The sequence below is a fragment of the Pyrococcus sp. ST04 genome (assembly GCF_000263735.1).
In the GTDB taxonomy this organism is placed as follows: Archaea; Methanobacteriota_B; Thermococci; order Thermococcales; family Thermococcaceae; genus Pyrococcus.
The window spans coordinates 1,270,181-1,295,708 of the sequence record NC_017946.1 but is presented as its reverse complement, the minus strand read 5'-3'; the positions used below and the strand labels follow the sequence as shown (position 1 = coordinate 1,295,708).

General features: G+C 40.8%; 29 protein-coding genes, 1 tRNA gene, 1 rRNA gene, 1 other RNA gene and 1 pseudogene. 17 read left to right on the top strand and 16 right to left on the bottom strand.

Annotated elements, in window-relative coordinates; genetic code table 11:
* Positions 1–61 precede the first annotated feature (61 nt).
* Positions 62–1,081, top strand: coding sequence for a TrmB family transcriptional regulator (locus PY04_RS06755; RefSeq protein WP_014734387.1), 1,020 nt, complete (start codon positions 62–64; stop codon positions 1,079–1,081).
* 11 nt (positions 1,082–1,092) lie between these two features.
* Entirely contained in the window at positions 1,093–2,541 is a 1,449-nt protein-coding gene (locus PY04_RS06750; protein WP_014734386.1) for an L-fucose/L-arabinose isomerase family protein, read from the top strand.
* Here PY04_RS06750 and PY04_RS06745 read toward each other — a convergent pair.
* Complete coding sequence (locus tag PY04_RS06745) at positions 2,522–4,246, bottom strand: glycogen debranching N-terminal domain-containing protein (RefSeq protein WP_014734385.1); 1,725 nt, start codon at positions 4,244–4,246, stop codon at positions 2,522–2,524. The genes PY04_RS06750 and PY04_RS06745 overlap by 20 nt on opposite strands.
* 61 nt (positions 4,247–4,307) lie before the next feature.
* On the opposite strand from PY04_RS06745, the gene gatD reads away from it, so the two are divergent.
* The 5 genes from gatD (at position 4,308) to PY04_RS06725 (ending at position 9,666) form a co-directional block, all read left to right on the top strand.
* Positions 4,308–5,624, top strand: a complete 1,317-nt coding sequence (gene gatD / locus PY04_RS06740) for a Glu-tRNA(Gln) amidotransferase subunit GatD (protein WP_048056075.1) — start codon at positions 4,308–4,310, stop codon at positions 5,622–5,624.
* Between the two features lie 244 nt (positions 5,625–5,868).
* On the top strand, positions 5,869–6,033 hold the full coding sequence (locus tag PY04_RS06735) for an antitoxin AF2212-like protein (RefSeq protein ID WP_148266023.1): 165 nt from the start codon (positions 5,869–5,871) through the stop codon (positions 6,031–6,033).
* Positions 6,034–6,100: 67 nt separating this feature from the next.
* Positions 6,101–7,993: a Glu-tRNA(Gln) amidotransferase subunit GatE gene (gene gatE, locus PY04_RS06730; protein ID WP_014734383.1), complete on the top strand. Its 1,893-nt coding sequence runs from the start codon at positions 6,101–6,103 to the stop codon at positions 7,991–7,993.
* Between the two features lie 26 nt (positions 7,994–8,019).
* An RNA gene (locus PY04_RS09510) (C/D box small nucleolar RNA) lies at positions 8,020–8,074 on the top strand.
* Between the two features lie 314 nt (positions 8,075–8,388).
* A complete protein-coding gene (locus PY04_RS06725) occupies positions 8,389–9,666 on the top strand; it encodes a dicarboxylate/amino acid:cation symporter (protein ID WP_014734382.1) in 1,278 nt (425 codons plus the stop codon).
* Here the strand turns inward: PY04_RS06725 and PY04_RS06720 are convergent.
* Positions 9,656–10,807: a radical SAM protein gene (locus tag PY04_RS06720; protein ID WP_014734381.1), complete on the bottom strand. Its 1,152-nt coding sequence runs from the start codon at positions 10,805–10,807 to the stop codon at positions 9,656–9,658. The genes PY04_RS06725 and PY04_RS06720 overlap by 11 nt on opposite strands.
* Before the next feature lie 98 nt (positions 10,808–10,905).
* Positions 10,906–11,037, bottom strand: a pseudogene (locus PY04_RS09785) (RNA-guided endonuclease TnpB family protein); the annotation flags it as partial.
* Between the two features lie 112 nt (positions 11,038–11,149).
* Here PY04_RS09785 and PY04_RS06710 point away from each other — a divergent pair.
* Positions 11,150–11,734 (top strand): ATP-binding protein, encoded by a 585-nt coding sequence (locus PY04_RS06710; protein ID WP_048056072.1) that lies wholly within the window; start codon positions 11,150–11,152, stop codon positions 11,732–11,734.
* On the opposite strand, the gene PY04_RS06705 is transcribed toward PY04_RS06710, so the two are convergent.
* Entirely contained in the window at positions 11,726–12,877 is a 1,152-nt protein-coding gene (locus PY04_RS06705; protein WP_014734379.1) for an alanine--glyoxylate aminotransferase family protein, read from the bottom strand. The genes PY04_RS06710 and PY04_RS06705 overlap by 9 nt on opposite strands.
* Before the next feature lie 62 nt (positions 12,878–12,939).
* On the opposite strand from PY04_RS06705, the gene PY04_RS06700 reads away from it, so the two are divergent.
* The gene (locus tag PY04_RS06700) at positions 12,940–13,590 is read left to right on the top strand and encodes a serine/threonine protein kinase (protein WP_014734378.1); all 651 of its coding nucleotides are present in this window, start codon (positions 12,940–12,942) and stop codon (positions 13,588–13,590) included.
* 3 nt (positions 13,591–13,593) lie between these two features.
* Here the strand turns inward: PY04_RS06700 and PY04_RS06695 are convergent, their stop codons facing one another.
* Positions 13,594–13,887 carry a hypothetical protein gene (locus PY04_RS06695; protein ID WP_014734377.1) on the bottom strand — a complete coding sequence of 98 codons (294 nt, stop codon included), beginning with the start codon at positions 13,885–13,887 and terminating at the stop codon, positions 13,594–13,596.
* 85 nt (positions 13,888–13,972) lie between these two features.
* Here PY04_RS06695 and PY04_RS06690 point away from each other — a divergent pair, with 85 nt between their 5' ends.
* Positions 13,973–14,128, top strand: coding sequence for a 50S ribosomal protein L40e (locus tag PY04_RS06690; RefSeq protein WP_014734376.1), 156 nt, complete (start codon positions 13,973–13,975; stop codon positions 14,126–14,128).
* On the opposite strand, the gene PY04_RS06685 is transcribed toward PY04_RS06690, so the two are convergent.
* The 7 genes from PY04_RS06685 to PY04_RS06655 all read right to left on the bottom strand — a co-directional run bounded on the left by PY04_RS06685 (position 14,129) and on the right by PY04_RS06655 (position 18,951).
* Complete coding sequence (locus PY04_RS06685) at positions 14,129–14,455, bottom strand: PadR family transcriptional regulator (protein WP_014734375.1); 327 nt, start codon at positions 14,453–14,455, stop codon at positions 14,129–14,131.
* A 239-nt stretch (positions 14,456–14,694) separates the two neighbouring features.
* On the bottom strand, positions 14,695–16,383 hold the full coding sequence (locus PY04_RS06680; RefSeq protein WP_014734374.1) for a methylmalonyl-CoA mutase: 1,689 nt from the start codon (positions 16,381–16,383) through the stop codon (positions 14,695–14,697).
* A gap of 138 nt (positions 16,384–16,521) precedes the next feature.
* Positions 16,522–17,262, bottom strand: coding sequence for a Rossmann-like domain-containing protein (locus PY04_RS06675; RefSeq protein ID WP_014734373.1), 741 nt, complete (start codon positions 17,260–17,262; stop codon positions 16,522–16,524).
* A 164-nt stretch (positions 17,263–17,426) separates the two neighbouring features.
* A 5S ribosomal RNA gene (rrf, locus tag PY04_RS06670) occupies positions 17,427–17,548 on the bottom strand.
* Positions 17,549–17,653: 105 nt separating this feature from the next.
* Complete coding sequence (locus tag PY04_RS06665) at positions 17,654–18,349, bottom strand: metallophosphoesterase (RefSeq protein WP_014734372.1); 696 nt, start codon at positions 18,347–18,349, stop codon at positions 17,654–17,656.
* 23 nt (positions 18,350–18,372) lie between these two features.
* Positions 18,373–18,450, bottom strand: a tRNA-Lys gene (locus PY04_RS06660).
* Positions 18,451–18,552: 102 nt separating this feature from the next.
* The gene (locus tag PY04_RS06655; RefSeq protein WP_048056071.1) at positions 18,553–18,951 is read right to left on the bottom strand and encodes a ParB N-terminal domain-containing protein; all 399 of its coding nucleotides are present in this window, start codon (positions 18,949–18,951) and stop codon (positions 18,553–18,555) included.
* A gap of 57 nt (positions 18,952–19,008) precedes the next feature.
* Between PY04_RS06655 and PY04_RS06650 the strand changes: the two genes are divergently transcribed.
* Together PY04_RS06650 and PY04_RS06645 are read left to right on the top strand one after the other, a co-directional pair.
* Positions 19,009–19,302 (top strand): DUF357 domain-containing protein, encoded by a 294-nt coding sequence (locus PY04_RS06650; protein WP_014734370.1) that lies wholly within the window; start codon positions 19,009–19,011, stop codon positions 19,300–19,302.
* A 10-nt stretch (positions 19,303–19,312) separates the two neighbouring features.
* Positions 19,313–19,717 (top strand): DUF555 domain-containing protein, encoded by a 405-nt coding sequence (locus tag PY04_RS06645; RefSeq protein ID WP_014734369.1) that lies wholly within the window; start codon positions 19,313–19,315, stop codon positions 19,715–19,717.
* On the opposite strand, the gene PY04_RS06640 is transcribed toward PY04_RS06645, so the two are convergent.
* Positions 19,698–20,621, bottom strand: coding sequence for a tRNA 4-thiouridine(8) synthase ThiI (locus tag PY04_RS06640; RefSeq protein WP_048056070.1), 924 nt, complete (start codon positions 20,619–20,621; stop codon positions 19,698–19,700). The two genes, PY04_RS06645 and PY04_RS06640, sit on opposite strands and share 20 nt — an antisense overlap.
* An 88-nt stretch (positions 20,622–20,709) precedes the next feature.
* On the opposite strand from PY04_RS06640, the gene PY04_RS06635 reads away from it, so the two are divergent.
* Both PY04_RS06635 and PY04_RS06630 read left to right on the top strand, forming a co-directional pair.
* Positions 20,710–21,378 carry a TIGR00703 family protein gene (locus PY04_RS06635; RefSeq protein ID WP_048056069.1) on the top strand — a complete coding sequence of 223 codons (669 nt, stop codon included), beginning with the start codon at positions 20,710–20,712 and terminating at the stop codon, positions 21,376–21,378.
* A gap of 59 nt (positions 21,379–21,437) precedes the next feature.
* Positions 21,438–21,986 (top strand): hypothetical protein, encoded by a 549-nt coding sequence (locus tag PY04_RS06630; protein ID WP_048056068.1) that lies wholly within the window; start codon positions 21,438–21,440, stop codon positions 21,984–21,986.
* Here PY04_RS06630 and PY04_RS06625 read toward each other — a convergent pair.
* Positions 21,972–22,622, bottom strand: coding sequence for a PHP domain-containing protein (locus PY04_RS06625; RefSeq protein WP_048056067.1), 651 nt, complete (start codon positions 22,620–22,622; stop codon positions 21,972–21,974). The two genes, PY04_RS06630 and PY04_RS06625, sit on opposite strands and share 15 nt — an antisense overlap.
* 76 nt (positions 22,623–22,698) lie before the next feature.
* Here PY04_RS06625 and PY04_RS06620 point away from each other — a divergent pair, with 76 nt between their 5' ends.
* A complete protein-coding gene (locus PY04_RS06620; RefSeq protein ID WP_014734364.1) occupies positions 22,699–22,902 on the top strand; it encodes a 30S ribosomal protein S17e in 204 nt (67 codons plus the stop codon).
* Here the strand turns inward: PY04_RS06620 and gcvH are convergent.
* Positions 22,899–23,303, bottom strand: coding sequence for a glycine cleavage system protein GcvH (gene gcvH, locus PY04_RS06615; protein WP_014734363.1), 405 nt, complete (start codon positions 23,301–23,303; stop codon positions 22,899–22,901). The two genes, PY04_RS06620 and gcvH, sit on opposite strands and share 4 nt — an antisense overlap.
* Positions 23,304–23,373: 70 nt before the next feature.
* Between gcvH and PY04_RS06610 the strand changes: the two genes are divergently transcribed.
* Together PY04_RS06610 and PY04_RS06605 are read left to right on the top strand one after the other, a co-directional pair.
* A complete protein-coding gene (locus PY04_RS06610) occupies positions 23,374–23,835 on the top strand; it encodes a DUF2284 domain-containing protein (RefSeq protein WP_014734362.1) in 462 nt (153 codons plus the stop codon).
* Between the two features lie 63 nt (positions 23,836–23,898).
* The gene (locus PY04_RS06605) at positions 23,899–24,465 is read left to right on the top strand and encodes a DUF996 domain-containing protein (RefSeq protein ID WP_014734361.1); all 567 of its coding nucleotides are present in this window, start codon (positions 23,899–23,901) and stop codon (positions 24,463–24,465) included.
* On the opposite strand, the gene PY04_RS06600 is transcribed toward PY04_RS06605, so the two are convergent.
* Entirely contained in the window at positions 24,433–25,512 is a 1,080-nt protein-coding gene (locus PY04_RS06600; protein WP_014734360.1) for an NOG1 family protein, read from the bottom strand. The genes PY04_RS06605 and PY04_RS06600 overlap by 33 nt on opposite strands.
* Positions 25,513–25,528: the final 16 nt, after the last annotated feature.

The following is a 25,528-nucleotide window of genomic DNA, read 5'->3' as shown; positions in this document are numbered from 1 at the left end:
TTTGTTTCCCTCAAAATAATTATTTACCCTAAGCTCAAATAAAGGTAGAGGTGCTAAAGCTATGGAGACGCAGGATAAAATTATTGGGATGTTAACAAGGATAGGATTTACAAAGTATGAAGTTCTTGTTTACTGGACACTTCTTATAAGTGGTCCCAGCACGGCCAGGGAAATCTCTGAGAGAAGTGGTGTCCCATATAATAGAATATATGACACAATAGCATCCCTAAAATCTAGGAAATTTGTGAGTGAAATCGAAGGTAATCCGAAAGTCTACGTTGCTTATCCTCCATCAATAGCATTCCTAAACCTAAAAAAAGAGATTGACAAAATAAAAGAGGAACTCGAAAAGGAACTAACAAGGGCAAAAATAGAGAAAGTTGAAAGGCATGGAATTTGGAGGACAAATGATATTGAAATCGCATTTGAAATGATACGATCATCAATTTCAAACTCGGAATACGAAGTTATCCTTATTCTCCCTGCAAAGTTTCTGGAAGAGTTTAAAAAATCTCTTGAGGGTGCGTTGAAGAGAGGAGTAACTCTCTCTATATACACAGAGAATCCTGAGGTAGTTGGGGATATGAAAATTGAAGGAAACGTCTTTGTGCGTAAGTTCAGAAAGCTTAATCACTTGATTGGGATGTTTGATGGAAACGAAGTTATAAATATTCAGAACATAGGGTTCAATGAAAAAAATCCTCCTGCATTTAAAGCTACTTTTCCGGAAATAATATTTGCCCAATATAGCTTTATTCGGGAGGCTTTTAGGGATTCTCCATTAGTTCTAGAGGTCATAAAGAATGAAAAAGAAATAAGGTTCTTTGCAAATTTCCATGCAGTTGACTTAATAAGAAGGTATATTTCAAGCAGAGAGATTATCGCAAGCATAATTGGTAAGAACTTAAAAACAGGCGAAACTAAAGAGCTTCATGGTAGAGTCGTTGGATATACTCTCGCAGTTGAGGAGGGGATAGATAACTTTGATTTAGAGACAGAAAATGGGGTTTTTAAGATAGGAGGGATGTTTGCTGTTCTAGAAGATTATGAAAGTACAAAATTGAAGCTTACCCTAATATAGGAGGTGGGAAAATGATTGGGGTCGTAACATTTACGGATCCACGGCCTACCGCGCTTTCCAAAGAAAGAGAGGAAGCAATTAAACAAAAGCATAATTATTTAATTGATGAATTAAAGAATGAATTTGAAGTTGTTGACATAAATGCTGAGTTGGGAAAGTATGGAGAGGAGATATTTGGAATACACTCTGTTGATGAGGCGATAAGGGCTGGGAGGCTTGTGAAAAAAATAGGCCTCAGTGGTGTTGTCATCGGCTTGTGGCACTGGACAGAGAGCAACCTCGTTACCTACTTCTTAAGGAAAGCAAACGTTCCTGTGCTCTTATATACAGATGGAGACCCTGCATGGGCTGGTGCAACTTGTGTTACTTCTGTAGGAGCTTCACTTTGGGAATCAGCAGTCAATAACTATGCAATTAGGCATTCAAGGGTCATAGGGGATGTTGAGCTGGTGAAGGCATGGGTTAGAGCAGCCGAAGCAGTTAAAAGGATTTCTGAGGGATCTCTACTATTGCTGGGAGGAACTTATACCCTCGGAATGGAGCATCTCATGGATGATCTTCCAATGCTTAAGAGATTTGTTGGAGACTTCATAATGCTTGATCAGTATGTGATCATTAAAGAAGGGGAGGCGACCTCAGAGGAGGAAGTGGATAGATTTTATTCCTGGCTTCTTGAAAAAGCCGAAGTAAAGTTTGATGATACCATGCTTACAAAGGAGTCACTTAGGAAGCAAATAAGATTGTACCTTGGGGCTAAGAGAGTGTGGGAGAGATACAAAGACAAAGTGATTGGCTTATCTATAAAGTGCCAACCAGAGCTTAGTGAAATTTATGGTGTTACTGCCTGTTTAATTCCTGCATTCTTCCCGTTTAATATGGATGCATTCGGGAAAAAGCCCGTAGTTCCAGCTACATGTGAAGGGGACATAAAAGGGACTATCTCTTCTTCCCTTCTCTACTACCTAAGCGGAAAACCTCCATTGTTCGGGGATATAAAATATGTTGATGATGATGTGGTTATAATAGCAAACTGTGGAGCATCGTCCCTTTATTATGCTGCGCTTAGTGATGATCCGGAGGAGAACTTAAGAAGAGTCACTATCCAGGGCCAGTGCCAAGGAAAGAGTGGAGGGGCCTTAACTTACAGAACACCTCCTGCAGAGTTCACGGTTGCTAGGCTCATAAGAAGAAACGGGGAGTATTACCTCCTGTATTTCTTGGCTGAGGGCGTAGAAATAACTGAAGAACTTGAGAAAAAGCTCAAGTGGGGAAAGCAGTGGCCTCATACGGCAATCAAAAACCCATTAGATGCACAGGATTTCATCCAAGTCATGGGAGCAAATCACCTATCACTCGTTCCAGGAGACTTTACGGAGGAAATTAAGTTTGTGGCAAAAATTTGGGGAATACAACCAGTAGATTTAACGGATCCCTTAGATGTTAGGGAATTCTTGAAGTGAAAATTTCCCCATTCTTTACCTCAACCTTTATCTTTTTCCCTCCAATATAAACTGGATAAACCTTAAAATCCGGAAGTAGTGTTTTCTCTTCTTCGATCTCATTGGGACTAATTCCGAGAGAGGCCGTGATAAAAGCGAATATTGACGTAGCACTCCATGCCTGTGGGTTGTTAGCTCTTTTGATTTCAAAAGGAAGTTCGGAATCTAGACCTGCATAAAGTTCAGGTATTGAGTTAAGCTCCCTAAGAGCCGAGAGAACTCTCAAGCTAAGTTCTTCTGCCTCTTCATGAAATCCACTTTTTTGAAGGCCAAGGGCTATTATGGCGTTATCATGAGGCCATATGCTACCATTGTGATAGCTAAACGGATCGTATGCATTTTCATACTCTGCTAGCGTCCTGATTCCCCATCTAGTCATGATGTTTTCTGAAAATAAAGAGTCTACTATAATGTTAGGATAGTCCGCTATTCCACTAACCAGTAGGTGCCCTTGGTTAGATGCAAGCACGCTGGAGTTTTTAGCAAGTTTATAAAATTTCTTCTTCCTAGCAATGAAATCCTTATTGAACCTTTTTTTGAGCTTTTTCCCCTCATTTATGAGTTTCTTTGTGTCAACGTCCACTATATCCTCAAAAATGTACGAGTTGACCAGAGCTGCATACGCATATCCTTGCACCTCAACGAGGGCTATTGGAGGTTTCACTGGTATCCCATTTTCGTCCGGAATCCCATTTGCAGAATCTTTCCATCCCTGATTCATAGGTCTGAAGGGATTTGAATACTCATAATATATGTACCCTTCTCTAAGCTTTCCCAGAACCCACTCAAAGGCCATTTCTATATTTTTTCCAATCCCTTTTATTGTCTCTTCATCATTAGTCCACTTTAGATATTCCTCCGCGAGTATTAGAAAGAGAGGTGTTGCATCAATTGACCCATAATAGGGGGAGAACGGTAACTTTCCTGATAGTGAAAGCTCTCCAACCCTATATTCATGGGGTATTTTCCCAGGTTCTTCGAGAGTATGGCTGTTAAAGTTTTTACCTTGAAGACTAGCGAGAACCTTGAGAGTCCCTTTGGCATATTCTGGGGTATAAGGGAGGAGAAACAGAGAGGATATTATAGAGTCTCTACCAAAAACACAGAAAAAGTCAGGGATTCCAGCGAATAAAATTGGATTAGAGTTTATAAGAACACTTAGGGCCCTTATATCTTGCAAGGCCTTTTCTAAAAGACCCCACAATCCCTTTGCGAAAATTCTAGGAGAGTGTGGGATGTGATTAAAGATATTTTTGATCTCTCCTTCAACGACTATCTTTTCCCAGGAGTATGGGGATAGCTCCCCCTTTCCTTTTCTTATACTTATGGAAAATTCCCTTACTATACCGTCAATTCCTCTATACTTAAATGTACCTCTTGAGGCTTCAGGAATTCTATCAATACTGGGGTGAATTCCTCTGACCTCGAAGATATCTCTAAATTTTGGTTTCACATAGAGGTTTGCCTCGTATTGAACTTTGCTTTTTGTTGGGTTAGCAACTACTATTGTTTCCCTATATAAATTTCCTCTAAGTGCCTTTTTTCTCTTCACGAGAACATTTCCTAGAATTCTCACTTTAATGGAAAAGTATTCTGTATCGTGCATAAATATTCTAGCTGAATCATTCTCAACGATTGCAAATGACGAACCTCCGAACAATTTCATAATAACCTCTCGGCTACAAACCTTTATATCCTTACCCCATTTTTCTTCATGGGGGATCAGTATGAAAGCTGAGGAGTTCATGAGAGAAAAGGGAATCAGTATTGGCGACTACGTCAGGATAATTAAGGAGGAAGAAGGAGAGGAAGTTGAGTATAGGGGAATCGTAATGCCCCCCTATGAGCTCTCTGAAGGAGATACTATCGTTATAAAGCTGGATAATGGGTATAACATTGGTATAGCTCTGAAAAAGATAAAGATAATTGAGGTTCTTGAAAAAGCCAAGGCCAAACCTGAGGTTCACTTTAAAGCAGAGCTTGAACCTAAAGAGGGACTTCCAAACGTAACAATTTTGGGCACTGGAGGAACAATTGCGAGTAGGATAGATTATGAAACAGGAGCAGTCTATCCAGCGTTTACTGCAGAGGAGCTCGCTAAAGCTGTTCCAGAAATATTTGAAATAGCCAACGTTAAGCCAAAGCTTTTGTTTAATATCTTTAGTGAGGACATGAAGCCCAAGCACTGGGTTAAAATAGCTCACGAGGTTGCAAACTCCTTAAATTCTGGGGACTATGGAGTTGTAGTTGCACATGGAACAGATACTATGGGCTACACGGCAGCCGCTTTGAGTTTCATGCTCCGAGATCTAACAAAGCCCGTAATTCTAGTAGGTGCCCAAAGGAGTAGCGATAGGCCTAGTAGTGATGCAGCTATGAATTTGATATGTGCTGTTAAAATGGCGACAAGTGAAGTTGCTGAAGTGATGGTAGTCATGCATGGGGAAACAGGAGATACGTACTGTCTTGCACATAGGGGTACGAAGGTTAGGAAAATGCATACAAGTAGGAGAGATGCCTTTAGGAGTATAAATGACATTCCCATAGCTAAGATATGGAGCAATGGTAGAGTTGAGTTTCTTAGGCAAGATTATAGAAGGAGAGGGGATGGGGAAGTTTGGGTTGACGATAAGCTTGAAGAAAAGGTAGCTCTCGTGAAAATATACCCTGGGATTAGCTCGGAGATAATAGACTTCTTCGTCGACAAGGGATACAAAGGGATAGTTATAGAGGGAACTGGACTTGGACACACCCCTAATGACATGATTCCGGCTATAAAGAGGGCCGTTGAGGAAGGTGTTGCGGTGTGCATGACGAGTCAATGTTTATATGGAAGGGTTAACATGAACGTCTATGCCACGGGAAGAAGGCTTCTTAAAGCTGGTGTTATACCCTGTGAAGACATGTTACCTGAAACTGCTTATGTGAAGCTGATGTGGGTTCTTGGACATACTCAAGATCTCAAAGAAGTCAGAGAAATGATGCTAAAGAACTATGCCGGTGAGATAACTCCTTACACTAAGCCAAATACTTATCTAATTTGAAATCCTAATGTACCTTTCTGTCCTTTTTACATTCTTAATTGCAATGGTGTTCAAGTATTTCTCCCTGAACTTGTTTGTATATTTGACCAATTGTCTAAAGTTTTGATAACATTTGACGATAACATTTGATTTATTGTTGTAAAATACCAAAACATTTATAAGGTTTTTTGTCATATTTATCTAAGAATTTCCTGAGATAGGGTGTTGTTCCAGAATGACATTCGGTAAAATCGAGGTGAGGGAGATGAGAATTAGAGCAGTTTACGTGGATGGAGTATTCAAGCCACTTGATACAGCAGAGTTGGAGGAGGGAGTTGAGGTGGAGGTAGTAGTTAGGGATGAAATTAAGGAGCAGAAACTAGAGGGCTGGGACGAAGACTACTACGAGTATCTTACCTGGGCAGAGTGAGGGTTTGGTTTTTATCCAACGCAATCCATTTTAACCCTCTACTTTTCTTATTGTTTTGGGATGTAAGATGGAAAATATAAACTATGAGGAAATCGGGTTGAAAGTTGGGCTTGAAATTCACCGTCAGTTGGACACTAAAAAGTTGTTTTCTCCTGTTCCAAGTGAGCTCAGCGACAAGGTAGACTTCACGTTTCAGAGAAGGCTGAGACCAACTATGAGTGAGCTTGGAGAAGTAGATCCAGCTGCACTTGAGGAGTTTAAGAAGGGGAGAGTTTACATATATGAAGGGAATAATGAACTCAGTGACCTCGTTTATATGGACGAGGAGCCTCCAAGAGGCCCTGATAGGGAAGCACTTGAAGTTGCGTTGCAGATCGCGTATTTGTTGAACGCGAAGCCAGTGGATGAAGTTTATTATATGAGGAAAATAGTCATCGACGGATCTAACGTTTCAGGCTTTCAGAGAACTGCCATAATAGCAACGGATGGGAAGGTAGAAACTCCCTGGGGAACCGTTGGAATACCAACTATATGCCTTGAGGAAGACGCCGCGAGGATCATTGAGAAAAAAGAGAAAGAAGTAGTGTATAGGATAGATAGGCTTGGAATCCCCTTAGTAGAGATAAGCACTACCCCTGACATCCACCATCCGGAACAGGCCAAAGTCGTTGCTAAGTTTATAGGTGATGCTTTGAGAGCAACAAGGAAAGTGAAAAGGGGTCTTGGAACAATAAGGCAAGATTTAAATGTTTCAATCAAGGGAGGAGCCAGAATAGAGATAAAGGGTGTTCAAGAGCTTGACATGATTCCACTTATAATTGAGAGAGAAGTCCAAAGGCAGTTGAACCTTCTCAAAATCCGGGACGAGTTGAAGAGGAGGGGTGTTAAGCCCGAGGACATAAAAGAAGAATTCTACGATGTGACTGACATATTCCAGAACACGAAATCAAAAATAATAGCCAGAACAATAAAGAAGGGAGGTAAAGTTCTAGCGATAAAGTTGCCAAAGTTTAGAGGACTAATAGGAAGAGAGATTCAGCCAGGGAGAAGGCTAGGGACTGAGTTTGCAGACAGAGCAAGAAAGTACGTTCCAGGGATATTCCACATCGATGAATTACCTAATTATGGAATTACACAGGAAGAAGTTGACAAAGTTGTTGAAAGGCTGAAACTTGGAGAAGAGGATGCATTCGTTCTAGTTGCTGCTGAGGAGACTACTGCAAAGAATGCACTCAGAGAAGTTATAATAAGGGCAAGGGAGGCAATAATGGGGGTACCTGAGGAAACAAGGAGAGCGCTACCAGACGGTAACACTCAATACATGAGACCCCTTCCAGGGAAGGCTAGAATGTATCCAGAGACTGATATCCCACCATTAAGGATACCAGATGAACTTAAGAGAAAAATAAAGGAAAACTTACCCGAGCTTCCTCAAGCAAAGGTTGAAAAGTATGTCAAAGAGTTCAAAATAGACAGGAGCATGGCTCAAACTATAGTGGATGATGAGAGGGATGAGCTGTTTGAAGAGCTAATAGAAATGGGGGCTAAACCTTCTCTTGCAGCCTCGATACTCGTGGTTGTTCTTAAGGGTTTAAGGAAGGAAGTACCAATTGAGAACATTACTGACGAGCACATAAAAGGGGCCTTCAAGTTGTTCCTTGAGGGCAAGATAGCGAAGGAGGCTTTTGAGGAAATATTCAAGGAGCTTGCTCTTCATCCCGAAAAGACTGCAGAGCAAGTTGCTCAGGAAAAAGGTCTCACCCTGCTTAGTAAGGAAGAAGTGGAAAAAATAGTTGAGGAAGTTATCCAGCAGAATATAGATGTCATCAAGGCCAAGGGAATGGGAGCAATGGGTTTGATAATGGGTAGGGCAATGGCTAAGCTGAGAGGAAAAGCAGACGGAAAGCTCGTAAGTCAGATAGTAAGAAAAAAGATTCAGGAAGTCCAGAGTCAATCCTAATAAATATGCTTAGAGAATATGCATATAGGATGATGAGGTTCGCTAGACCTGAGCTGTGATGAGCCCTAGGGTATCTGACCTTTTCCTTTTTCAAACTTTGCCTTTGGGGAGAAGTTAAATCTTTTTATCTCTTCTTTGTTAGTTTTATTGGAGATGATGAAGCCTACCCCTCTGATGTGATGATGAGTGGGTGAGCTAGCTGAAACTTAATGCAATTGTGCATTCTTTGTTACCATTAATAATTTTTGATTTCCAATTCTAGAATATTTTGAAAAAATTTTGTCGAAATATTATTAGGCAAATGCCGAATATTTAACTGTTCGTGTTTAACAATTTATATAACTTCTTCGGTCGATATCTGGCTTCGATATACATTTGTGCGGAGGTGTGCATAGATGGGCATCCTTAAAAAATATTTAGAGTTCCCAGTTCTGCAGAAGATTCTCATCGGTCTAATACTCGGTGCAGTGTTTGGACTAATTGCAGGCCACTATGGGTACGCAGACGCTGTAAAAACATACATCAAGCCCTTCGGTGACTTGTTCGTAAGACTACTGAAGATGCTTGTTATGCCAATAGTGTTTGCATCACTCGTTGTAGGTGCTGCAAGCATAAGCCCAGCAAGACTTGGAAGAGTTGGAGTTAAGATCGTTGTTTATTACCTCCTAACCTCAGCCTTTGCAGTAACGTTAGGAATAATAATGGCCAGAGTGTTTAACCCAGGTGCAGGGATTCAGCTAGCTGTTGGGGGTCATGAATTCCAGCCAAAGCAGGCCCCACCTCTTGTTCAGACCTTACTCAACATAATCCCAACAAATCCCTTTGGTGCTCTAGCGAACGGGAAGGTGTTGCCAACGATATTCTTTGCAATAATCCTAGGAATCGCCTTGACTTATCTCATGAATAGCAAGGATGAGAAAGTTAAGAAGAGCGCTGAAACACTTCTCAACGCAATTAACGGTCTTGCAGAGGCCATGTACAAGATAGTTGCAGGAGTTATGCAGTACGCCCCCATAGGTGTCTTTGCCTTGATATCCTACGTGATGGCAAGCCAAGGAGTCAAGGTCGTGGGAGATTTAGCCAAGGTAACGGTTGCAGTTTATGTTGGCCTAGCCCTTCAGATACTCCTCGTGTATTTCGTGTTGCTTAAGGTATTCGGCATAGATCCAATAAAGTTCATCAGTAAGGCCAAGGATGCAATGCTCACAGCTTTCGTCACTAGGAGCTCAAGTGGAACCCTGCCGGTAACCATGAGGGTAGCAAAGGAGATGGGGATTTCGGAAGGTATTTATTCCTTCACACTTCCACTTGGTGCAACGATAAACATGGATGGAACGGCTCTTTATCAAGGTGTTTGTACGTTCTTCATAGCGAATGCCCTTGGTATGGGCTTAACGGTTAGTCAGCAGCTAACGATAGTTCTAACAGCAGTGCTCGCATCCATTGGAACTGCTGGAGTTCCTGGAGCCGGTGCGATAATGTTGGCCATGGTTCTTGAAAGTGTTGGTCTACCCCTGACTGATCCAAACGTTGCAGCAGCTTATGCGATGATACTTGGAATTGATGCAATTCTTGATATGGGAAGAACGATGGTCAACGTTACTGGAGATCTCACTGGAACCGCAATTGTTGCAAAGACAGAAGGAGAGCTCAAAGAAGGAGTTATCGCTTGATGTACTCTCCCCTTTCTTTATCATATTTTAGTGCAGGAGCAATTCTCTCTATAATATGGGGCTTTTTTAGAATGCTCTCGAGCCTTTTTTCGTGGGCAATAAAACCCCTTCTAAACCATCTCGGATATGGATTTAAGTTTTCTTTGCAGAGCAGATGTTCCCTTTTGCACCTCTCCCACAAATCATCTTTTCTAGCACTTCCTTTTTCAAGAATTTCTACATATAAGTCCCATAAGGTTGGTCTCCTGGAGTACTCCACTTCCAAAAAGCCCATGCCACAACAATCAAGTGTTAGTGGATGATGGAGATCGAACATTCCTTCTTTGCATGTTGAGAATGCCATTCCAAGTTTCTTGGCAGTATTTGATATTTCCCTTGCTATCTCATATTTGTACTCCAGAGGGAGTTGCAATATTGGGGCTTTTTCACTTGGAGTTCCTGGAAGATATGACTCCCATTTTAAGGAGTATGCCTTTTCCTCTGGAAATATCCTCTTGAATACGTTCAGAAGCTGTCGTTCTATTCTGAGGAACTCGAGAATAACCATTTTGGCCCCTGCCCATGCTAGACTTTCTAAAAATTCATGTATGCTTGGAATTGCTCCCGGAATAAATGGTTGAAGTCTCACAATTGTTGGGATTCCCATTTCTGATAACTTCCTTATTAGCTCAACTCTCTCCTCTGGTGAAGGTGCAAATGGTTCTAAAACCTTTGCGTTTCTTACTGCTGAAATTGAAATTTGAAAAATTAACAAGCCCTCATCTGCAAGTTTTTCAATGACATCAATATGTTTTTGTCCAGGAATAAGTTTTGTGTTAATAATAACGGGAATCTTTTCCTTGAAGGCTACCTTAAGTGCTTTAAGCGTGACTTTTGCCTTGCCTTGAAATGGATCACTGAGTGTGGAGAACCTTATTGGTGGTATAAGCAGATTCTCCCTTTTTATGGAACCAAGTGCCTTAACTACCTTTATGACATCCCATATTGGCTTGGCCTCTCCGTGAGGACCTCTATACCACCTTGCATAGCAATATATACAACCAACTGAGCAAGTTGAAAAGGGCTCCCCCCTAACTATGCTATGGCAAAGTGCACTCACGTGACTACTGGGGCCTATAATTGCTCTCTCAAGCCTTTTCATCCTACTCTGACCTCCTCCCCGCCCTGAAGGGCGAGGGTTCCAACGAATTAACCCCTCACCATTGACGGGGAGGTTTGAGGAGCTTCATTAAAGCCCGCTTTGGAAGTGAAAGCCTCAACATCCACAACAACCCGAATGCCATACTCTTCAGAGACTTCTTTGAGCCGTTTGATGACGTGATTGAAACGCCAAACGTGTGAGAGGATGAAGTTTTGTCTCCTACTCTTGTTGAACTAAATTTTGGTAGTTTATTCTCCATGTTGAACCCCCTAATGTAACCTACTCATGATTTTGAAAAGTTTTTATTTTACAATCTCTTTATGGGATGTGAGGTGGCTGAATGTGGGCATATACATCTTCACTCCTGAAGACCTTCTCAGGTATGAAATTGTCTCCGAAGAGTGTCTCAGTGTCATAAAGGATAGTCTTGTGAAAAAAGAGGATATCTTGATTGTTGGGGGAACAAGAACAGGAAAAACAAAGCTTGTTGAAGCCCTGACATTTTTGATACCTGAAGAATGGAAGATAGCTGTTATAACTGCCTATAATGAATTTAAGCCATTTAAAGACAACATCCATGTTATCAATACTGAGTTTGACGGCAGGAGTTTAGAAAGTAGAACTGAAGATGTTATTGACGAGATAAGAAAAATAAACCCCGACTATGTTATAATTGACACAATACATACCGTTGATGTTCCTAGAATTTTAGAGACACTAATAGGTGACTATGGATTCATAGTCACATCGCTCGTCCTTTCAAGGGATTTGTGGGATGAAATTTCCCACTGGTTGAGAATTTCAGACGAGCTTTTAAAGGAATTTGAACTGGTAATAGAACTTTATAGGGATGTAAAAACAGGACATAGAAGGGTTAACGCCATATACAAAATTAGAGGAAACAAGAAGTTAGAGAAGCTATGTTAGTCCCTTCTCTTTCTTTAACTCTTCTATTACTTCTCTTAAGTTGTCGAGCATCTCTTTTATGTCGTCGAATGTTATATAACCCATATGTCCTATTCTGAAGGTTATTTCTTTGACGCTTCCATACCCCTTGGCAAGTTCAAACCCTCTCTTCCTCATTGCTTCGTAAACCTCGTCTCCCTTAATTCCTTTTGGTGTGAGAACTGCCGTAATCGTTGGACTTTCGTAGCCCTCTTCGGCGAGGATTCCAAGTCCCATCTCCTTTACTCCTTCTCTGATCATCTTTGCTCTCTTCTCATACATCTCAAGCCATTTCTCCTTTCCGCCCATCTTCTCAATTATTCTTAAGACAACGTTTAGGCCAAACACCTGAGGCATTGGTGGAGTTGAGGGAGTTGACTCTTTTTCTTTTAGATACTTAATGTACAGGGGAATGTCAAAGTACCAACCTCTTTCTGGCATTTTCTCGGCTATTTCAATGAATCTCTCACTGAAGGCTCCAATTGCTAGTCCTGGAGGAACTCCAAATGCCTTCTGGGAGCTTGAGAAGACTACATCAAGTTCCCATTTGTCAAACTTTATGTCAGCACCACCCATTGCCGAGACAGCATCAACGAAAACGAGCTTGTCATGTTCCTTTGCAACCTTTGCAAGCTCGGGAAGTGGGTTCAAGACACCGGTTGATGTTTCATTATACGTTATCGTGACGGCCTCTACGTCTGGATTCTTCTTAAGTGCATCGTCCAAGTCCTCAGGCTTAACAGCTTTTCCTGGCTCGTATTCCAAGACTATTGCTTTTCTACCATTGGTTTCTACAACCTCCTTGTATCTCTTCCCAAATGCCCCAATGATTGTTACCAGAACCTTTCCACCTTTGCTGACGCCATTTCTTATGCTTGCTTCCATTATTCCAGTTCCAGAACTTGGAACCAGGAGTACTTCTCCCTTTTTGACTTCTAGGAAGTCCCTAAGCCTCTCAACTGTATCAACGTGAACTTTTCTATACTCCTTTGATCTGTGGCTAAACATCTGAACTTTCATTATCTCAAGAACTTCGGGGAAACATGCTACTGGACCGGCTGTAAAAAGCTTGTACTTTGGCTTTACCATCTCATAAACTTCTTTAAAGGCTTCTTCATACTCCATATTTCTCACCATTCCCACTATAGTTTTATAGCTATAAAAATGATTTGCCCCTGGGGATGTATATGTTCCAAGAAATTGTTAAGGATGAAATAAGAATCCTTAATGATAAATTGTCACCTTTTGGTGTTTCTGTCCTTGAATTCTTGAGTAAAGGAACTACTAGCTTTATTTTTCTTGGCGAGTACGAGGGAAAAAAGGTAATTGTTAAGTTCCAAAGACCGGATTCTCCCAGGAAGACATTATGGAGAGAGGCAGAGATATTGAAGTTGCTTAAAGATAGAGGAATTACAGGGGATATCGTTCTTTATACGGTTATAGATAATAGAGAGGTTCTCGTTAGGGAGTACCTTGAGGGAACGCTGTTAAAGGATCTTAAGGAGATTAGGAAATGGCACATAATTAGGATAGCTGGAAAAACATATGCGCTTGATAAACTTGGTATAGATCATGGCCAGATTCAAGGGGGCAAGCACATTTTGATAGGAAGGGATGTTTGGATAATAGATTTTGAAAAAGCTAGCACACAGAGAAGGGTAAAGAATTTAACATCTGCCATTGCCATGCTCTTTCTTGCCGAGAATATTATCTCTAGGAGAGTAGTTACCACTTTCAATATTTCAGAAGATTTTAAGGGTCTCCTCAAGTCTGCATTGAGAGAGTACAAAAAAACTGGAAATCCTTCAAAGGTTTTTGACATTCTAATGTTGCTATAATTATTAAGAATTCATCGCTACGGCTACTGGAGCTATAATACCTAAGAGAAGAAGGCCGAGCCTTGGATCGGCTATGTAGTTAAATAAAATCGTTACCCCCACTATAGCTCCTATAATTAAGAGAGTATCCTTATCAAAAAGTTTAGAATGAGACAGAATATTCTTCTTCCTTTCTATATAGGCAAGTGCAATTGGAATACCAAAAGATGGAAGCACAAGGAATATGTAATCCCTAAAGAGTATTGTTAAGCTAACTCCAAGCGTGAATAACACCCCTACAATTGTTTCTTTTCTCATGGTATAAGGCTTGTTTCTCCCCCTATATATAGTTTGACAATAAAGTTTAAAAAACACATTCATAAGTTTAGGCGGGGGAATAAAAATGGCGAGGTTTCCAGAGGCCGAGGCGAGGATTTTCAAGAAGTACGTCTGTCTTAGGTGTGGTGCCACTAACCCATGGGGAGCAAAGAAATGCAGAAAGTGTGGTTACAAGAGACTCAGGCCAAAAGCTAGAGAGCCTAGAGGAGGAGGCCGCTGATCACTCTCTAAGCATTTCGAGTACGTTCTCTATTGTCTTTATCCCCTCTTCAAACAGCTTTTCCCCCTTCTCTGTAAGTTTATAGTATTTTCTCGAAGGCCTCCCACTCTCACTTTCGTGCCACTCTGAAGTCACATAACCAGCTTCCTCAAGTTTATATAAGACCACATATGAACTAACTGTTGCTGGTTCAAAGCCGAATCTCCGTTTTAACTGCCCCCTGATTTCATACGCATACATTGGTCTTTCTTTTAGCAGTTTCAGAATGTACATCCAGAGCATCTCTTTAGTGAGTTTATCCCTAAGCCTCACAACAATTTCCTCCATATTAAATCCCCCGCATATGCTGATGTATTCTTTCAACATAAAACATATCTTGTTAAAATATTTTTCGGTTGGTTCCCTATGTTTTTTGAAAAAATATGCCAAAAAGTGGGCATACATTTGGATAAAAGACAGCAGTTTTATAAAAATTAAATACTAATTTACAAAAAATGACAATTTCTGAAATTACAAAAATATATAAAATCAACCAAAATTATAAAATTCAAGATAAAGAAGTCTGATCAGAATATCAATGGTGCACGGTACTCTCCCCACACCTCTCTGAGAACATCTGTAACCTCTTGGAGAGTTGCAAGGTGTCTGTGTGCCTCTATTATGTATGGCATTAAGTTCACATCATCCTTCTCTGCAGCGTTCCTAAGCTTGTCTAAAGCTTCTTCGACTTTCTTGTTATCTCTCTCGCTTCTCAGTTTCTTCAGCCTTTCAATTTGTTTCTCTCTGATGCTTGGATCTACCTTAAGTATTTCAACTTCAATTGGTTCATCTGTAACGAATTTGTTAACTCCAACTATTATTCTCTTCCCCTCTTCGATTTCTTTCTGATACTTGTAAGCGGCTTCTGCAATTTCCTTTTGAATGTATCCCCTTTCAATTGCCCTCATCATTCCACCCATCTTCTGAATCTTCTCGATGTACTTCAACGCCTCTTCATAAATGTGGTCAGTGAGCCACTCTATATAGTAGGCGCCTCCAAGTGGATCAACTGTGTCAGCAACTCCGCTTTCATATGCTATTATCTGCTGAGTTCTAAGGGCAATCCTAACGCTCTTTTCGGTAGGCAGACTTAGAGCTTCATCATAACTATTGGTGTGAAGTGATTGAGTTCCACCGAGAACAGCGGCCAATGCCTGAATTGCAACTCTAATAATGTTATTTTCTGGTTGTTGGGCCGTTAAGGTTGATCCTGCTGTCTGAGTGTGGAACCTTAGCATCATGGATCTTGGATTCTTTGCATTAAACCACTCCTTCATTATATAAGCCCAGAGCCTTCTTGCAGCCCTAAACTTTGCGATCTCCTCTAGGAAGTTGTTGTGGGCTGCAAAGAAGAAGCTTAGTCTTGGTGCAAACTTATCCACGTCCATTCCTCTCTCTATTACAGCTTTTACGTATTCAATCCCATCTGCTAACGTAAATGCAACCTCTTGAACGGCATTTGCTCCTGCTTCACGGATGTGGTAACCGCTTATGCTTATTGGGTTCCACTTGGGGACGTTCTCTGCACAGTACATTATTATATCTGTGGTCAACCTCATGGAGGGTTGTGGTGGGAATATGTAGGTTCCCCTGGCGATGTATTCTTTGAGGATGTCATTCTGCACTGTTCCTCTCAAAACCTCTTGAGGTACTCCCTGCTTCTCGGCAACCAGGATATACATTGCTAGAAGGTTTGCGGCGGTAGAGTTTATCGTCATTGAGGTTGATACCTTATCTAGCGGGATTCCGTCGAACAGGATTTCCATGTCCCAGAGGGAATCTATAGCAACACCAACCTTTCCAACCTCTCCCTCCGCGAGAGGATGGTCGCTGTCGTATCCTAGTTGCGTTGGGAGGTCAAAGGCTACACTTAGACCCGTTTGTCCCTGGCTTAAGAGGTACTTGTACCTCTTATTTGATTCTTCTGCAGTAGCATATCCAGCGTATTGTCTCATTGTCCAGAATCTTCCTCTGTACATCGTTGCATAAACTCCTCTCGTGAAGGGATACTCACCTGGGAAGCCGAGCTTTTCCATATAGTCCCAGTCTTCTCCGAGATCAGCTGGGGTGTATATCCTCTTTATTTCAAAGCCGTCATCTGTCATGAACTTTTCCTTTCTTTCTGGGGCTTTTTGTAAGAACTTTGTGACAGTAGTTTCCTCCCATCTCTTTTCTTCCTCTCTAATCTTTTTTAATTTCTCTTTATCGAAAGTCATTCCTGCTCCACCTGTTGTTTATATGGGTATTTTACCTATAAAAAACTTTACAAAACTAAAGGTTTCGGGAAGAAATTTGGACATTTTGTCCAGATTTTCAATGTTTCGTTTGGGAAGAGAGCTTGTGGTGTTTATTTATCACACAACTTTTAAAACATATTTTCTGTTTCCTTTCTCAAAACCCTTGAAAGAACCGAGTTTAAGCCCTAATAAGGCCTTTTTAATATCAACAACTTTCATAGAGGCTAGATGAGTTACTCTCGTTCCCTTCAGAAATTCTGGTAGTAGCTGGCCAGTGGGGCCCGTCAAAACGAAGATCTTGGCGTTCTTTGCTCTATCGAGGAGCATGTCTATTGTCCCATTTACAAGACATGTTGCACTTGCTATTACTGCGTCCATTTCTGGAAGGAGGTTATACTCGAGAGCATCGCTATAGGTGTCTCTATCCCAGAGCTTGGCGTTTCGCTCAAAGACATAAACATCATAACCTCTTTCTCTGAGTTCTTTAGTAAGAGGAGGCATATTGCCAATTAAAGCAACTTTTCCAGAAGTTTCTGGAAGAAGCTCAAGGACATCGACCCACTCAGCATTGCTAAGATCTATGTGGTACTGGGAAACTGCGTTGATAGCAGCAAGACCGAGGGTGCGCTCGATCACGTTTAGACTGTCAGCTTTCTCTATGAATTTCTCCAGGGATGGTTCGCTTATTGAGTTTGTGTATCGTTGAATTTCTTCAGGCAGAGTCATTGCAACTCCAAGTGCTTTTCCCTTCGGTCCTTGGACTAGAACCCATGTATATGGCAGAGCAAAGCCAAAATCAACTAGTTTGAGGTTGTCTACAAGTTCAAGGGCTTTTTCCTTAATTTCTGATAGTAACATGAACCCACCCCTTAGATTCACTTCCAATTTTAATTTTGATAACTTTTCTTCTAAAAGCATACCCTTAGGAGATTAACTTGTCGAGAATTAGGTGTCATTTGTAGTATTGTTGAAGATTAAGAACGTCTGTTCTCTAATATTGTTAATTTCAAAAAAGTTTGAGTGGCCGGCGGCGTCCCCGGCTTCCCGCCCCCTCTCGGAGGGCAGTACAACCGGGATCGCTGGGGGGCTTAACTTCCGGGTTCGAAATGAGACCGGGTGTAGCCCCCCCGCTATGGCCGCCGTGCCGAAATAACCTCCCCAACCCCAACTTAAAAACTTTTCGGTGTTGTATAAGTGAGGCACCCTAAAAGTATTGCCTAAAAATTAGAAAAAAGTGAGGATTTTTTCTTTAGGGATTACCTGATAGCTTTCTTATTGCTTCAATTAAGTCTCTGAACCTTCCAAAATTCAATATCTCATCGTCTACGGGAATTAAGATTTCAAAATTGTCAAGATTTCTTTCTTTTAGAACTGGAGAAATTGGCTCATTAATAGTCAAATCATTTCCATAAGCCCAAGGACTGAAGGCGGGTAGGACTATTAGGTCTTTGGCTTTTAGAAATATGGGGACCTTTAATGTAGCTCCAACTTCGTCTCTAAGCCTTATAGATGGATGCTCATGCCCAATTATTGCTTTGTTGTAATCAAGCTTTAAGTGTCCATGAAATACGTCCCATCCATGAACAGTTATCCTATCCACTATCTCAACTTCAAACCTTTTTATCCATGATATCCCAGTATCGTGATTGCCCCTCACTAAGACTATCTCTTCAAGGTAGGAGGATATGCTTTCAAAGAATGTTGACAGTTCTATGAATTCTCGTCTTTCAGGAGTGAAGGAGTGCTTTAGATCTCCATTTATTACGAGGGTTTTGGCATTTGTTGTTTTTATAAGATCTACAATAGATGCTATCATCTCTCTAAGAAGCTTGGGGATGTATGCTCCTTCTTTTATCATACTCTCTTCAAATCCTATATGAGTGTCAGCAATTATCAGGGCTTTTCCTATTAAAACTCCCTTTGAGGGAAGAAACCTAACTTTCATTGACGCTCCCTCATAAGAAGAACTGGCGGGCCGGGGGGGATTTGAACCCCCGACCTGCGGATTAAGAGTCCGCCGCTCTAACCAGGCTAAGCTACCGGCCCATGACCCGATTTTTGTTGGCTGTAATATATTTTATAAGCTTTTCGGTTTAATTATTATTTTGTGTTGATCTTGTTCTTCCCTATCTTGCTTTTTGTGAATAATTAGTAATTAACAACCTTCATATCTTCGATTTTTCTTAAACCCTGCTTTTCTACAGATTTTGCAATTTTAATTTCAACGTCTTTAAGGGGTTTGAGTATCAGGGCTTCGGCATATTTGAATCCAAGAATTTTCATCACATAAGCTCGATGGTGGCCATCAAGTATGTATAACTTTTCATTATACTCAAGAATTATCAACGGTGCATCGTACCCATGGATAACTTTTTCAAAAACGATCTCGAACTTTCTCCTATTTAGCTCTTTTTGTGTTGGTATTAGAGCTTCTAGGGGCACCATTGTGTGTATAATTTCAAATGGGGTATTGTAGAGGAGTTCATTTTCTCTTTTAATCCTCTCAGCCCTTTTAAATGCCTCTTCTCTTGTTATCAGTTTCACCATATATGGGATATTTGTGAGCAAAAGTTATTAACCATTCTCATTTTGCAATTTTTGTCCATGGAGGTTGTTAACATTATCACAAAAGAGAAGCTTGAAAAATACTTCAGAATAACTGAAGAGGCTCTAAAGAAGCTCGAAATTGTAGTAGATGAGAGAAGTCATCTTTATGTAGTCGCGAAAGACTTTTTAACAATGGCCAGGAGCTACTTCCAGGATGCAAAATACTACTATGAAAAGGGAGATTACGTAACAGCCTTTGCAGCATTAAACTATGCACACGGCTTTATAGATGCTGGAGTGAGGCTTGGTGTGTTTAAGGGAGATGATAACAGACTGTTTGCCTTTGGGTGAGGTGGGAGCCATGGGAGACTACATAGTTGTTTTAGAAGCTCCAATAATTGTTAAGGACGTGAGAAATGTTGAAGAGGCTATAGAGATGGCTGCCAATAAAGTTATGAGCGCCCTTGAGAGAGAAAAGCTTGATTTTGTGAAGGTTGAGATTGGTTACTCAAAGTGTCCTGTATGTGGAGCTCAGTTTGAGAGTGCATTTGTTGTTGGGGACGTTGGACTCGTGGGCATATACTTGACCCTTAAGGTCTTTAATGCTCAGAGTCTTGAGCATGCTGAAAGGATAGCCAAGGCTGTTGTAGGTAAGGCCCTAAAAAAAGTTCCTCTGAAGTTATTTGAAATCCATGAGCTCCATAATGGAGGAGAGGAGGGGGGAATTGTAGCTGAGGAGAGTGATGCTACAGAGGAATCCGCCTAGCAACGTCCTTAATATAATCTTCTGGAAGCGCGACTAATGGGTAGTATACAGGAACACTGAAAAGCCTTTTATCTTCCATTATTTCATTTTCAAATTCCTCATTGAGCTCCTTTCTGCTCCCTTTTACTATCCCTTTGGCTCCAAACTCTCTAATAATCTTTTTTACTGAGGTAATGGTGTCCACAACTATCAGTCTTCCTTTCCCTCCATAGTTGTACATCTCAAGAATATTCCATAGTTTTCTTGCATTTTCGACAGATTCTTCGCTTTCTCTTATATGAACTGGTATTATCTCTACACCTCTTTTCATCATGAGAAACATTGCTAGCGCTGAATTTTTTCCGCTTAATAATCCAATCATCTTTCCTTGGGTTCCTATTGGAAGCCCTCCCCATCCCTTTATCTTTTCAGTAAATATGTATGCTTTCCCTTCCATAATTTCTATGCCAACCTCTATATCGTAATTATGGAGATCTACCACACTTTCTTCATTCTCTAGTATAAACTCCCCGACCTTAGCTTGTAGCTCTATACTGTTCAAGGGAAACTCCTTTGTGATTCTTCTTGCGGTTACCCTGAATCTTGGCTTGTCTATATTTAGTTGCCTCTTTTTCCTCCTAAATAGGGTTAGTGCAGTCTTGTTTATTTTGTCGAGTGATGCATCAACCTCTAAGGCTGGCGAGAGTGACACTATTCCAAAAACCCTTAATAACACTTTTGAGGCTTCCTCGGCATTGTTCGTTCTAACTATAACTCTTCCATGTTTTGCAAACACGCTCTTATATTCTATTTCTTCGGTAGTTAGGGCTTCCCTAATGTTGTTGATTAGTATCCTCTCGAACCAAGTCCTGGTTTGTCTTGACTTTGTTCCAATCTCACCGTACCTCACTATAACTGTGTTCATGGGTTTTGGATGATTTTTGGGGTATAAAAACGCATTGGCCCAAACATTTAAAAGGTTCAATGTTTTAATAACTATTGGTGAAGAAAAGATGCTGGAGGGTTACTATATTATTGAGAACCCAGGAGTTGTTCCGTCTGAGAGAAGGTTTAAGATGAGGGATCTCAAGGCATGGGGATATGATCTCCATTTAGGAACAATAGAAGGAGAAAGAGCATACTTCGTTTCTGGCATAGGAGAGAGGGAGGAAGGTGAAACATATACAGTCGGAGGAAAGGAGTATCACATTGAAGAAACTCAGACAGAGATACCAGAGAATGCAAGGCTACTTGCGAGGATAGTTATTGAAAAAGGACAGCCTTACTTAGAGTTTTGGCTAGAGGAAGAAGATACAAAGTTTCCACTTGCTAAAGAGGATCCAAGAATAATACTTAAGAGATTTTGGGAGAAGGAAAAGCTCACCCAACTATTGAAATCCGTAAGAGCTGTTGGTTTGACAACGGACTTTTACAAGGACAATGTTTTTGTGAAGTCAATTCCCCTACCCTACGAAGAATATCCTCCAAAGGTTAGGAGAGTTCTTAGGGAAGTTAGAGATATTCACAGAGATTTAATGGGGTTTGGAAGATTTGTGTTCCAGTATTTTGGTGAGGAAGACAAAGTGCACAATTACAGACTTTACTGGACATTGCCAACACTTCATCTCTTCGATGTAGAAGTTGCCAATGAAGTCGACAAGGTTTTAGGGATGCTTGATTAAATTTATGGAACAAGGTTTAAATTTTCTTTTTATTATTCTTGAAACTAAGGTGGGGGAACGTGGTAATATTTTCATTTGGTAAAAAAGGGAGGGATAAAATAAAAAAGCTCATGGAAGACAACAAGATGGACGAGGTTGTTGAGAAGGCTATAAAAGATAAAAAGACAGTCCAATACTTAATAGAACTTCTTTCGGATGAAAATCCTGGAACAGTCGGGGATTCACTGTTTGTTCTAATGACTGTCCTTAGGGAGAGCCCTACTTCGATAAACATTACACCAGAATTAGTTGAGAAAGTACTCTCCCTCTTATTTTCAAAAAACCCCTACGTAAGAGAAGGGGCAATGGGCCTTTCAATGGAAATAGCAAGTAAAGAAGGTGAAAAATTTAAGAATGAATTCAAGAGAGTTGTGGAAAGAATGATCAGTGAGGGGGATAAGAATCTAGTTGCATTCGCTTTACTAATAATAAAGGAGCTTAGACTTTCAGAATTTAAGGATAAAATCTCAGAGTTTGTTGAGGTTGAAGATAAGGTAATACTACCTTTCAAGGGAAGAAAATGGGTCAAAATTGGAGATATAGCCAAGGAAGTTTTAGAGATACTCTGAGAATACTAAGTCCTCTTTTTTTCCTCCTGCTTTTTCAAACATCTTTAGGCTCCATTGAATTTTTCCAACATCTTCTGGCCTGTGGGCGTCTGTAGCTAGTGAAAGTTTAACCCCTCTCTTGATGCACTCTTTTATGAATTCAAGATCTGGAACCTTGTACCTTGAGCTTATTTCAAAAGCCTTCCCGTGTTCCTCGGCAAGCTTTATTATTTCCAGGACATCCTCCCACGTGGGATATCCAATCCAGGGAAATGTATTACCAAAGTGTCCTATTATGTCAACGTTGTCATCCATTATTCCGGCTTTAACATACTCCAAGTACTTGTGCACCTCCCCCTCTCTGAACCATTCATGAACGCTTGCTATAACATAGTCAAGCTTCTTCGCGAACTCATCTGTTATGTCCGTACCAAACTCCGTTATATTGGCTTCAATCCCAGCTAGGACTGTTATTTCACTTTCCTTTTTGGCCTCTTCTATCTCCCTTATATATTTAGAAAACGTGGATGGAGTAAAAAAATGAATATGATCGCTTATTCCAACTATCTTGAGGCCTCTTTTCTCTGCCCAGGAGACGTTATCCTGAACCAAACCCAGCCCATCTGAGTATCTTGTGTGGGTGTGTAAATCCATCATGCTCGGTGCATATAGGTAAAAGTTTAAAACTGCTACGGTCAAGCGGAGTTTGGATAAATAAGAGGGGTGGTGAGAAATGGGTAAGATAAGGCAAGGTTTCATTAAGAGGGTTGCGAGGGAACTGGTTAACAAGTATCCGAATGAGTTCACCACGGATTTTGAGCACAACAAGAAGAAGGTTCAGGAGCTAACGAACGTTACCAGCAAGAGGATAAGGAACAGGATTGCTGGATACGTTACAAAGCTTATGAGGATGAAGGAAGAAGGAAAGATACTTTAAAGTGTTTTTAGATACTCCGCATATGCGTTAGCGTCCATTAACTCTTTCAACTCTTCTTCTAAGTTCTTTGGCTTCAGTTTTGCTATCCAAGCTTCGTAGGGATCTTCGTTTATTTTTTCTGGACTATCGCTAAGTTCTTCATTAACTTCAATAACCTCACCACTGACTGGGGCATAAACTTCACTAACTGCCTTAACACTCTCTACTTCACAGAGGACGTCTCCCTTGTTGACTTCTTTCCCTATTTCTGGGAGTTCTACGTAAGCTAAGTCTCCTAACTCCTTCTGAGCGTAGTCACTAATTCCGACAAGTACTGTTCCATCTTCAAGAACCTTTACCCATTCATGATCTTTTGTGTAGTACAATCCTTCTTTTACTTTGTACTCCCCAACCTCAATCATGTGAACCACCATTTTAGGATTACAAAATATCCTTTTTAAAGCCTTGCATAAAAAGGGAGGGGAATAGGCAATGAAAGTGGTGTGGGTAAAGGAGATAGATGCTTCAAAAATTGTCGTTTCTCCAAGGCCGGTTTGGAAGTGCAGAACATGTCCTATGTATGGAAAACGTCCTAGTTGTCCTCCTCATGTTCCAAGTTGGGTTGAAACTAAGGAGCTAGTGAAACACTATAAAAAGGCCCTTCTAATAAAATTTGAAATCAACATGGAGAAATTTGAGGAAGAGAAAAGGAAGGTGCTTTTATGGTTGCTTGAGAAGGAGAAGGAGCTGTTCAATCAGGGGAATATTTATGCAATTGCATTATTCCCCGGAAATTGCAACTTATGTGATGTTTGCACATTTGAGGAGAGCGGAATGTGTAAGATGCCTGAAAAAGTTCGACCAAGCATAGATGCAATTGGTATTGAACTATCAAATCTAGTAACAATAAACTTCCGTGAATCTGTTTTGTATGGATTAATTTTGGTTGACTAATGTTTAGAATTTTAGTCGTAAATATTTATAAGGAGATGCATGTAATGATGCTAGGTGATTTGCATGACACTGAGCAATGCCAAGTTGTATGGTGGTATTGGGGCAATTCTAAACTTGGTTGGTCCATTAGTCCCCAATGTAGGATTTGTTTTATCCATAGTTGGCCTTGTACTAGTATTTTTGGCAATAAAGATAATCAGCGATGAAACTGGTGACAGGGATATTTTCAACAACTTCCTTAAGGCTTTCATAACAGCGATAATTGGGGTCGTACTCTTCATAGGAATACTGATCGGTAGTGTCGGAATTGCAGTACTAAAAGGATCGGAACTTCTTCATCCAGCAAAAATGATGTCAATCATAGGCTCTATCCTGATAGGCTTCCTTATATTCTGGATACTGTTCGTTGTTTCAACATATTTCAGGAAGAAGAGTTACGAGCTGGTCGCCCAGTACACTAGTGTCGACATGTTCAAGACTGCAGGTCTGTTGTACTTCATAGGAGGAATATTGTTAATAATAGGGATAGGGCTCATCGTTATTCTAGTGGCGGCTATACTGGAGATAGTTGCATTCTTCTCTCTACCGGAGGAAGTTTCAAAGGTTGAGAGCACTCCTGTATCTTCTTAGTTCCTCCTCAATTTTCTTTTTTGCAACTTCATGAGCCAAGGGTCTTAGAACTTCAACAATTTTCTTTTTCAGTTCTTCAACCCCCTCTCCCTTTGCGGCCGATATCTTGAAAACTTCCAGCCCCTTTCTCTTAACGAATTCCTCAATCTTTTCTACCTGCTCCTTTTTTGCAATGTCTATCTTGTTAAGAACAACTATGAATGGAAACTCATTGAATTCAGAATATATCTCTTCGAATAAGTGCATCTGTTCCTCTATTGGAAATCCACAATATTCACTGGGATCAAAAATGTAAACTATAAGCTTTCCAAGATGCTTCAATGCCAATATGGCCTGCTTCTCTATCTCATTTCTTTCACTAAGAGGTCTGTCCAGTAGGCCAGGGGTATCTATCACTTGGTACTTGAAGTAGCCATCTTCAAAAATACCAACGTTAATTCCCCTGGTTGTAAACGGATAACTGGCAATCTCTGGCTTTGCCGTGGTTAAGGCCTTTAGGAGGGTTGATTTACCAACATTTGGATGGCCAGCAATGACAACGGTTGGGATCTCCAAATCTACTACCGGCAAATCCTTAAGGACTTCCCTGGCTTTGTTAAGGTATCTGAGCCTGTCATCTATGTCCCTTAGGACACTTGCAACCCTCCCGTAAAACTGTCTTCTTAACTGAGCCATCTCATCTGGATCCTTGGAGTGTCTAATCCTCTCCACATATCTCTCCTCTAGCTCTCTCACCATTCTTATAGCCCAATCAATTCCAGCCATTGCTTTATGAAATGTATCCCTGTCAACCAGAACATCCACAAGCTCTTGGTAGAATTTGGGAAGGGTTGATAACCCAGGAGTTCTTTCGAGCACTTTTTTTAAGTTGTCCCTTATAACATTGCTAACAGTTCTTATTCTGAGCTCTTCTCTCTGTCTTGCTTTCTTAACTTTATCTCCTCTAGGTTTAAAGGCTGATGCTGCTCTCTCAGCTCTTCTAAACGCCTTGTCTATTAATTCATCAGCGGTAAGTACTGTGGGCATTCTTTCAAAAGGATTCTTCATTACAACCACCCCCTCT

Bases quoted from the DNA above. Each gene is read 5' to 3' on its own strand.
- PY04_RS06700 (WP_014734378.1), top strand. From the start codon at position 12,940: ATGTTCCAAGAAATTGTTAAGGATGAAATAAGAATCCTTAATGATAAA.
- PY04_RS06705 (WP_014734379.1), bottom strand. From the start codon at position 12,877: ATGGAGTATGAAGAAGCCTTTAAAGAAGTTTATGAGATGGTAAAGCCA.
- PY04_RS06685 (WP_014734375.1), bottom strand. From the start codon at position 14,455: ATGGAGGAAATTGTTGTGAGGCTTAGGGATAAACTCACTAAAGAGATG.
- PY04_RS06720 (WP_014734381.1), bottom strand. From the start codon at position 10,807: ATGAAAAGGCTTGAGAGAGCAATTATAGGCCCCAGTAGTCACGTGAGT.
- gcvH (WP_014734363.1), bottom strand. From the start codon at position 23,303: ATGATTGAGGTTGGGGAGTACAAAGTAAAAGAAGGATTGTACTACACA.
- PY04_RS06650 (WP_014734370.1), top strand. From the start codon at position 19,009: ATGGAGGTTGTTAACATTATCACAAAAGAGAAGCTTGAAAAATACTTC.
- PY04_RS06640 (WP_048056070.1), bottom strand. From the start codon at position 20,621: ATGAACACAGTTATAGTGAGGTACGGTGAGATTGGAACAAAGTCAAGA.
- PY04_RS06745 (WP_014734385.1), bottom strand. From the start codon at position 4,246: ATGAAATTGTTCGGAGGTTCGTCATTTGCAATCGTTGAGAATGATTCA.
- gatD (WP_048056075.1), top strand. From the start codon at position 4,308: ATGAAAGCTGAGGAGTTCATGAGAGAAAAGGGAATCAGTATTGGCGAC.
- PY04_RS06695 (WP_014734377.1), bottom strand. From the start codon at position 13,887: ATGAGAAAAGAAACAATTGTAGGGGTGTTATTCACGCTTGGAGTTAGC.
- PY04_RS06620 (WP_014734364.1), top strand. From the start codon at position 22,699: ATGGGTAAGATAAGGCAAGGTTTCATTAAGAGGGTTGCGAGGGAACTG.
- PY04_RS06665 (WP_014734372.1), bottom strand. From the start codon at position 18,349: ATGAAAGTTAGGTTTCTTCCCTCAAAGGGAGTTTTAATAGGAAAAGCC.
- PY04_RS06725 (WP_014734382.1), top strand. From the start codon at position 8,389: ATGGGCATCCTTAAAAAATATTTAGAGTTCCCAGTTCTGCAGAAGATT.
- gatE (WP_014734383.1), top strand. From the start codon at position 6,101: ATGGAAAATATAAACTATGAGGAAATCGGGTTGAAAGTTGGGCTTGAA.
- PY04_RS06735 (WP_148266023.1), top strand. From the start codon at position 5,869: ATGAGAATTAGAGCAGTTTACGTGGATGGAGTATTCAAGCCACTTGAT.
- PY04_RS06750 (WP_014734386.1), top strand. From the start codon at position 1,093: ATGATTGGGGTCGTAACATTTACGGATCCACGGCCTACCGCGCTTTCC.
- PY04_RS06655 (WP_048056071.1), bottom strand. From the start codon at position 18,951: ATGGTGAAACTGATAACAAGAGAAGAGGCATTTAAAAGGGCTGAGAGG.
- PY04_RS06645 (WP_014734369.1), top strand. From the start codon at position 19,313: ATGGGAGACTACATAGTTGTTTTAGAAGCTCCAATAATTGTTAAGGAC.
- PY04_RS06635 (WP_048056069.1), top strand. From the start codon at position 20,710: ATGCTGGAGGGTTACTATATTATTGAGAACCCAGGAGTTGTTCCGTCT.
- PY04_RS06675 (WP_014734373.1), bottom strand. From the start codon at position 17,262: ATGTTACTATCAGAAATTAAGGAAAAAGCCCTTGAACTTGTAGACAAC.
- PY04_RS06690 (WP_014734376.1), top strand. From the start codon at position 13,973: ATGGCGAGGTTTCCAGAGGCCGAGGCGAGGATTTTCAAGAAGTACGTC.
- PY04_RS06610 (WP_014734362.1), top strand. From the start codon at position 23,374: ATGAAAGTGGTGTGGGTAAAGGAGATAGATGCTTCAAAAATTGTCGTT.
- PY04_RS06755 (WP_014734387.1), top strand. From the start codon at position 62: ATGGAGACGCAGGATAAAATTATTGGGATGTTAACAAGGATAGGATTT.
- PY04_RS06625 (WP_048056067.1), bottom strand. From the start codon at position 22,622: ATGATGGATTTACACACCCACACAAGATACTCAGATGGGCTGGGTTTG.
- PY04_RS06605 (WP_014734361.1), top strand. From the start codon at position 23,899: ATGACACTGAGCAATGCCAAGTTGTATGGTGGTATTGGGGCAATTCTA.
- PY04_RS06680 (WP_014734374.1), bottom strand. From the start codon at position 16,383: ATGACTTTCGATAAAGAGAAATTAAAAAAGATTAGAGAGGAAGAAAAG.
- PY04_RS06600 (WP_014734360.1), bottom strand. From the start codon at position 25,512: ATGAAGAATCCTTTTGAAAGAATGCCCACAGTACTTACCGCTGATGAA.